This window comes from Ramlibacter sp. (assembly GCF_013697775.1).
Taxonomy (GTDB): domain Bacteria; phylum Pseudomonadota; class Gammaproteobacteria; order Burkholderiales; family Burkholderiaceae_C; genus Ramlibacter.
In genome coordinates this window covers 1-6,145 of the sequence record NZ_JACCWG010000467.1, presented here as the reverse complement: position 1 = coordinate 6,145, position 6,145 = coordinate 1, and the positions used below count along the sequence as shown (strand labels likewise).

The following is a 6,145-nucleotide window of genomic DNA, read 5'->3' as shown; positions in this document are numbered from 1 at the left end:
CAGCAGCAGGCGCCGCCGGGTGACCTGGAGGCCTGGGGTGGGGAAAGAGAGGGTCATTTTTGTTGTTGTCGGTACTGCCGCGCGGATCAGTGCGACGCGGGCGGCATCAGCACGCGGTCGACCTTGTGCACCACGCCGTTGCTGGCCGCAATGTCGGCGGACTGCACCATCGCGTCTTCGGCCGTGACGAAGGTGCCGGCCTTGGCCAGCGCGATGTTCGCGCCCTGCACGGTCTTCGCGTTGCCGTTCTTCACGTCGCCAGCGCTCACGCGGGCCGGCAGCACGTGGTAGGCCAGCACGTTCTTCAGCTTGGCCGGGTCGGCGGCCAGCGCGGCCATGGTTGTCGCGGGCACGGCGCTGAAGGCCTCGTTGGTCGGCGCGAACACGGTGTACGGGCCCGCGGCGCGCAGCGTGTCGGTGAGGCCGGCTTTTTGCACCAGGCCATTGAGCGTGCTCAGCTGCGGATCGCGCGCGATGGTGTCGGCCACGGACACGGGGGTGGAATGCGGCTGGCTGGCGCAGGCGGCCAGCAGGGCGGCCATGGGAATGGCCATCAGGATGCGTCGGTTCATGGGAAGTCCCTCCAGGGTGAAAAAGTTCTCATCAGCGTAGGGCGCGCCCGTGACAAATCCATGAAAGCCCGGTGACAGCCGCGTGACGCTGACCTGCGCGAATAGGCGATCCCGGGCTGTGTCACAGGACCGTCACACAAGCTTCTTAGAGTCGCGGCAACTGATCCACAACCTTGAGGTGAACTCGATGACTCTTCGCTTCCGTACCGCCGCAGCCGCCGTGGCCGCGCTCTCGTTCGCCGGCATCGCTGGCGCCCAGGACGTCACCGGCGCCGGCGCCACCTTCCCGGCGCCGCTGTACGCCAAGTGGGCCTCCGACTACAACAAGGCCACCGGCGTCAAGATCAACTACCAGTCGGTCGGTTCGGGCGCCGGCATCAAGCAGATCGACGCCAAGACGGTGGACTTCGGCGCGTCCGACATGCCGCTGAAGGACGACGAGCTGGCCAAGAAGGGCCAGATCCAGTTCCCGACCGTGATCGGCGGCGTGGTGCCGGTGGTCAACATCAAGGGCATCGCCCCCGGCCAGCTGCGCCTGAACGGCCAGGTGCTGGGCGACATCTACCTGGGCAAGATCACCAAGTGGAACGACGCCGCCATCAAGGCGCTGAACCCGTCGCTGGCCCTGCCCGACGCGGCCATCGCCCCGGTGCGCCGCGCCGACGGCTCCGGCACCAGCTTCATCTTCACCAACTACCTGTCCAAGGTGAACGCCGAATGGAAGTCCAAGGTCGGCGAGGGCACCGCGGTGAACTGGCCCACCGGCGCGGGCGGCAAGGGCAACGAGGGCGTGGCCGCGTTCGTGAACCGCCTGCCCAACGCGATCGGCTACGTCGAGTACGCCTACGTCAAGCAGAACAAGATGACCTACGCGCTGCTGCAAAACAGCGCCGGCCAGTTCGTGGCGCCCGAGGACAAGGCCTTCAAGGCGGCCGCCGCCGGCGCCGAATGGTCCAAGACCTTCTACCAGATCCTCACCAACCAGCCGGGCGCGGAATCGTGGCCCATCACCGGCGCCACCTTCATCCTGCTGCACAAGGTGCAGGACAAGCCGGCGCAGGCCGCCGCGGTGCTGAAGTTCTTCGACTGGGGCTACAAGAACGGCGACAAGACCGCCGACGACCTCGACTACGTGCCGATGCCGGCGGTGGTGAAGACGCAGGTCGCCAAGCTGTGGGCCAGCGAGATCAAGGACGCGGCCGGCAAGCCGATCGCGGGCCAGTAAAAAGACGCCATGGCGGGCAGGACGATGAACGACACCCTCACCCCGACCCTCTCCCGCACACGGGAGAGGGGGACGTCACCTCCCTCTCCCGCCGGGCGGGAGAGGGCAGGGGTCAGGGCCTTTCGCATGACCGCCGTCGCCGACCGCCTGTTCGCCTGGGCCGCGCGCGGCGCGGCGCTGCTCACGCTCTCGCTTTTGGCCGGCATCCTGCTGTCGCTGGTGGCGGGCGCCTGGCCGGCCATCGAGAAGTACGGCCTGGGCTTCCTGACGAACAGCGTGTGGGACCCGGTGGCCGGCGAGTACGGCGGCCTGGCGATGATCTACGGCACGCTGTCCACCTCGCTGATCGCGCTGCTGATCGCGGTGCCGGTCAGCTTCGGCATCGCGCTGTTCCTGACCGAGCTGTCGCCGTCCTGGCTGAAGCGCCCGCTGGGCACGGCCATCGAGCTGCTGGCGGCGGTGCCGTCCATCGTCTACGGCATGTGGGGCCTGCTGGTGTTCGGCCCCATCCTGGCCACCTTCGTGCAGCAGCCGCTGCAAAGCCTGCTGGCCAACGTGCCGGTGCTGGGCGGGCTGGTGTCGGGCCCGCCGGTGGGCATCGGCATCCTGTCGGCCGGGATCATCCTGGCCATCATGATCATTCCCTTCATCGCCTCCGTGATGCGCGACGTGTTCGACGTCACGCCGCCGATGCTCAAGGAGTCCGCCTACGCGCTTGGCTCCACCACCTGGGAAGTGGTGTTCAAGGTGGTGCTGCCCTACACCAAGAGCGGCGTGGTCGGCGGCATCATGCTCGGCCTGGGCCGCGCGATCGGCGAGACCATGGCCGTGACCTTCGTCATCGGCAACTTCAACCAGCTCGATTCGCCCAGCCTGTTCGCCGCGGCCAACAGCATCACCTCGGCGCTGGCCAACGAATTCGCCGAAGCCGCCGACGGCCTGCACCAGGCCTCGCTGATCTACCTGGGCCTGGTGCTGTTCTTCATCACCTTCGTGGTGCTGTCGTGCTCCAAGCTGCTGCTGGCGCGGCTGCGCCGCAACGAAGGAGCGCGCGCATGAGCGGTACCGGAGAGGCATTGCTGCACGCGGCCGAACGCAACCAGGTGCGCGAGCGCAAGTACCACGCGCGCAAGCGCGTGAACCGCATCGCGCTGGCGCTGTCGCTGGCGGCCATGGTCTTCGGCGTGTTCTGGCTGGTGTGGATCCTGTGGGAGACCATCCGGCTGGGCATCGGCGGCCTGACCTTCGCCACGGTGAGCCAGATGACGCCGCCGCCCAACGAGGCGGGCGGCATCGCCAACGCGCTGTGGGGCTCGTTCCTGATGGTGACGCTGGCCACTTTCGTCGGCACGCCCATCGGCATCATGGCCGGCATCTACCTGGCCGAGTACGACCCCAAGGGCTGGCTCGGCTCGCTTACGCGCTTCGTCAACGACATCCTGCTGTCGGCACCGTCCATCGTGATCGGCCTGTTCGTCTACGCGGTGGTGGTGGCGCGCTTCAAGCATTTCTCCGGCTGGGCAGGCGTGATCGCGCTGGCGCTGATCGTGATCCCGGTGGTGATCCGCACCACCGAGAACATGCTGATGCTGGTGCCCCCGGGCCTGCGCGAAGCGGCCTACGCGCTGGGCGCGCCCAAGTGGAAGGTGATCATGAGCATCACCCTGCGCGCGGCGCGTGCGGGCGTGGTCACGGGCGTGCTGCTGGCGGTGGCGCGCATCGCCGGCGAAACCGCGCCGCTGCTGTTCACCGCGCTGAACAACCAGTTCTTCACCTCCAACCTCGACCAGCCGATGGCCAGCCTGCCGGTGACCATCTTCAAGTTCGCGATGAGCCCGTACGAGAACTGGCAGCAGCTGGCCTGGGCCGGCGTGTTCCTCATCACGCTGGCGGTGCTGGCCCTGAACATCCTCGCGCGGGTCGTCACGCGCAACAAGCTCTGACCCAATGGAACTCTCCACAGCATCCCCTCCCGTGGCCGCGGCTTCCAAGCTGTCGGTGCGCAACCTGAATTTCTACTACGGCCGCTTCCATGCGCTCAAGGGCATCAACCTGGAGATTCCCGAGAAGAAGGTCACCGCCTTCATCGGGCCTTCGGGCTGCGGCAAGTCCACGCTGCTGCGCACCTTCAACCGCATGTACGCGCTGTACCCCGACCAGCGCGCCGAAGGCGAGATCCTGCTGGACGGCGAGAACCTGCTGACCAGCCGCAAGGACGTGGCGCTGATCCGCGCCAAGGTCGGCATGGTGTTCCAGAAGCCCACGCCGTTTCCCATGTCCATCCGCGACAACATCGCCTTCGGCGTGCGCCTGTTCGAGAACCTGGGCGCAGCCGACATGGACGACCGCGTGGAATGGGCGCTGCGCAAGGCGGCGCTGTGGGACGAGGTGAAGGACAAGCTCGACCAGAGCGGTGCCGGCCTCTCGGGCGGACAGCAGCAGCGCCTGTGCATCGCGCGCGGCATCGCCATCAAGCCCGAGGTGCTGCTGCTGGACGAACCCTGTTCGGCGCTCGACCCGATCTCCACTGCGAAGATCGAGGAGCTGATCGCGGAACTCAAGAACGACTACACGGTGGTCATCGTGACCCACAACATGCAGCAGGCGGCGCGTTGCAGCGACTACACTGCCTACATGTACCTCGGCGACCTCGTCGAGGTGGGGCGCACCGACCAGATTTTCTTCAAGCCCCGGCGCAAGGAAACCGAGGACTACATCACGGGCCGCTTCGGATAACCCCCATGCCAGACAAGCACCTTTCCACCCAGTTCGACAGCGAACTCAACGGCCTCTCCTCGCGCGTGATGGAGCTGGGCGGCCTGGTCGAATCGCAGATCCGCCAGGCCATCTACTCGCTTTCGCAATACAACGGCGACGCGGCGTACCAGGTCATCGTCAACGAGAGCCGCGTCAACGCGATGGAAGTGGAGATCGACCGCGAGCTGTCCTCCATCATCGCGCGGCGCCAGCCCACCGCGCGCGACCTGCGCCTCTTGATGGCGATCTCCAAGACCACCGCCAACCTGGAGCGCGTGGGCGACGAGGCCGAGAAGATCGCGCGCATGGTGCGCTCGATCATCGAAAAAAGCGGCGCGGTGCGCGCGCTGCCAGCCGCGGAACTCAACACCGAAGCCGACCTGGCGTCGGCGCTGCTGCGCAAGGCGCTGGACGCGTTCGCCCGGCTGGACGTGGCCGCGGCCATCTCCATCCTGCGGGAGGACGACCAGATCGACCGCGAGTTCGACGGCTTCGTGCGCAAGCTCATCACCTACATGATGGAAGACCCGCGCACCATCTCCGCCAGCCTGGACCTGCTGTTCCTGGCCAAGGCCATCGAGCGCATCGGCGACCACGCGAAGAACATCGCCGAATTCACCATCTACATCGTCAAGGGCGACGACGTGCGGCATCAGCCGCTCGAGCAGATCGAATCCGCGATGCGATGAACATGAAGAAACAGCCACGCGTTCTCATCGTCGAAGACGAGCCGGCCATCGCCGAACTGGTGGCCGTCAACCTGCGCCACAACGGCTTCGCGCCGGTGTGGGCCGAGGACGGCACGGCGGCGCAGCGCGAGCTCGATGCGGTGCTGCCCGACGCCATCCTGCTGGACTGGATGCTGCCCGGGCAGAGCGGGCTGGCGCTGGCGCGCAAGTGGCGCGCCGACGCCCGCACGAAGTCGGTCCCCATCCTCATGCTCACCGCGCGCGGCGACGAGCCGGACAAGGTGCAGGGCCTGGACGCCGGCGCCGACGACTACATCACCAAGCCGTTCTCCACGCAGGAGCTGCTGGCGCGCATCCGCGCCGTGCTGCGCCGCCGTGCGCCGGAGAACGTCGACGACCTGGTACGCATCGGCGCGCTGGCGCTGGACGCCGCCACCCACCGCGTGAGCTGGCAGGAGCGGCCGGTGAAGGTCGGCCCGACCGAATTCAAGCTGCTGCACTACCTGATGAAGCACCCCGAGCGCGTGCACACCCGCCAGCAGCTGCTGGACAAGGTGTGGGGCGACCACGTGTTCATCGAGGAGCGCACGGTGGACGTGCACGTGAAGCGGCTGCGCGAAGCGCTGGGCGCCGCCGGCGCGCTGGTGGAAACCGTGCGCGGCGTGGGCTACCGCATCACGGCGCAGGCCGCGCCAGCCGAGAAGGCGGCCTGAGGGCCGGGCGCGGGAGCAGAATCGGCCGATGGTGTGGCGCGTCGCGAGTCTTTTGCTGTGCCAGCTTGCGGGCGGTGCCGTCGGCTGGCTGTTCGGCCTGCCCGGGGCGCTGACCGCCGGCGTGGTGCTGGGCGCGCTGGCCTGGCTGGCGATGGACCTGTACCGCAGCCAGCGCGTGCTGCGCTGGCT

At 67.6% G+C, this 6,145-nt stretch carries 7 protein-coding genes; 6 read left to right on the top strand and 1 reads right to left on the bottom strand.

The features are described 5' to 3' along the window. Nucleotides 1-86: 86 nt before the first annotated feature. Nucleotides 87-572, bottom strand: coding sequence for a fasciclin domain-containing protein (locus H0U68_RS23810; RefSeq protein ID WP_296359437.1), 486 nt, complete (start codon nt 570-572; stop codon nt 87-89). 187 nt (nt 573-759) lie between these two features. On the opposite strand from H0U68_RS23810, the gene pstS reads away from it, so the two are divergent. The 6 genes from pstS to phoB all read left to right on the top strand — a co-directional run bounded on the left by pstS (nt 760) and on the right by phoB (nt 5,956). Then, nucleotides 760-1,797 (top strand): phosphate ABC transporter substrate-binding protein PstS, encoded by a 1,038-nt coding sequence (gene pstS / locus H0U68_RS23805; RefSeq protein WP_296359435.1) that lies wholly within the window; start codon nt 760-762, stop codon nt 1,795-1,797. Nucleotides 1,798-1,923: 126 nt separating this feature from the next. Next, nucleotides 1,924-2,856 (top strand): phosphate ABC transporter permease subunit PstC, encoded by a 933-nt coding sequence (gene pstC, locus H0U68_RS23800; RefSeq protein WP_296359434.1) that lies wholly within the window; start codon nt 1,924-1,926, stop codon nt 2,854-2,856. Beyond that, on the top strand, nt 2,853-3,740 hold the full coding sequence (gene pstA / locus H0U68_RS23795) for a phosphate ABC transporter permease PstA (protein WP_296359432.1): 888 nt from the start codon (nt 2,853-2,855) through the stop codon (nt 3,738-3,740). The genes pstC and pstA overlap by 4 nt, the downstream gene beginning before the upstream one ends. A 4-nt stretch (nt 3,741-3,744) precedes the next feature. Beyond that, nucleotides 3,745-4,533 (top strand): phosphate ABC transporter ATP-binding protein PstB, encoded by a 789-nt coding sequence (pstB, locus tag H0U68_RS23790; RefSeq protein ID WP_296359431.1) that lies wholly within the window; start codon nt 3,745-3,747, stop codon nt 4,531-4,533. A 5-nt stretch (nt 4,534-4,538) separates the two neighbouring features. Then, nucleotides 4,539-5,243: a phosphate signaling complex protein PhoU gene (gene phoU, locus H0U68_RS23785; RefSeq protein ID WP_296359429.1), complete on the top strand. Its 705-nt coding sequence runs from the start codon at nt 4,539-4,541 to the stop codon at nt 5,241-5,243. Between the two features lie 2 nt (nt 5,244-5,245). Beyond that, nucleotides 5,246-5,956 (top strand): phosphate regulon transcriptional regulator PhoB, encoded by a 711-nt coding sequence (phoB, locus tag H0U68_RS23780; RefSeq protein WP_296359427.1) that lies wholly within the window; start codon nt 5,246-5,248, stop codon nt 5,954-5,956. Nucleotides 5,957-6,145 lie beyond the last annotated feature (189 nt).